We start from the raw sequence: 547 nt of genomic DNA, 5'->3' as shown, positions 1-547 counted from the left end.
TTGGCATCAATGCTAAATAAGTCTTTATTGTCACCAACTAATTCGTAGCTGACGTTATCGCCATCTGGGTCCGTCGCCAGTGCGGTAATACCCACTGGCTGACCAATCGCTGCGTTCTCTGAGATGGTGTTATCCGCAGTATTAGTATCAGTCACCGGCCCGATTGGGTTATCCGTATCGCCTTCACCTGGCGTGGTGCCATCGGCGTTTTCAACCGCAATCACGAAGTTCGCTTCGCTTGTGGTGCCATCCGTTGAGGTTGCTTTGACTGTCACGGTGTGTGATTCAGCAGTATCAAAATCAAGGTTACCGGCTAGGGTAATAACGCCATTTGCATCGATAGCGAACAAGTCTTTATTGTCACCGACTAACTCGTAACTGACGTTATCGCCATCCGGGTCCGTTGCCAGTGCCGTAATGCCCACTGGCTGGCCAATCGCCGCATTCTCTGAGATGGTGTTATCCGCAGTATTAGTATCAGTCACCGGTCCGATTGGGTTATCGGTATCGCCGTCACCTGGCGTTGCGCCATCCGCGTTTTCAACGT

Annotated in this window: 1 protein-coding gene; it reads right to left on the bottom strand. The window is 51.4% G+C overall.

The genetic code is table 11. The annotated features are described in order from the left end of the window. The coding region (locus tag Q8W26_RS17850) for a cadherin repeat domain-containing protein (RefSeq protein ID WP_305473887.1) at window positions 1-547 on the bottom strand (547 nt) is incomplete at both ends.

This window comes from Psychrobium sp. 1_MG-2023 (genome assembly GCF_030689115.1).
Classification (GTDB): Bacteria; Pseudomonadota; Gammaproteobacteria; order Enterobacterales; family Psychrobiaceae; genus Psychrobium.
This window is presented reverse-complemented; position numbering and strand designations above follow the sequence as displayed.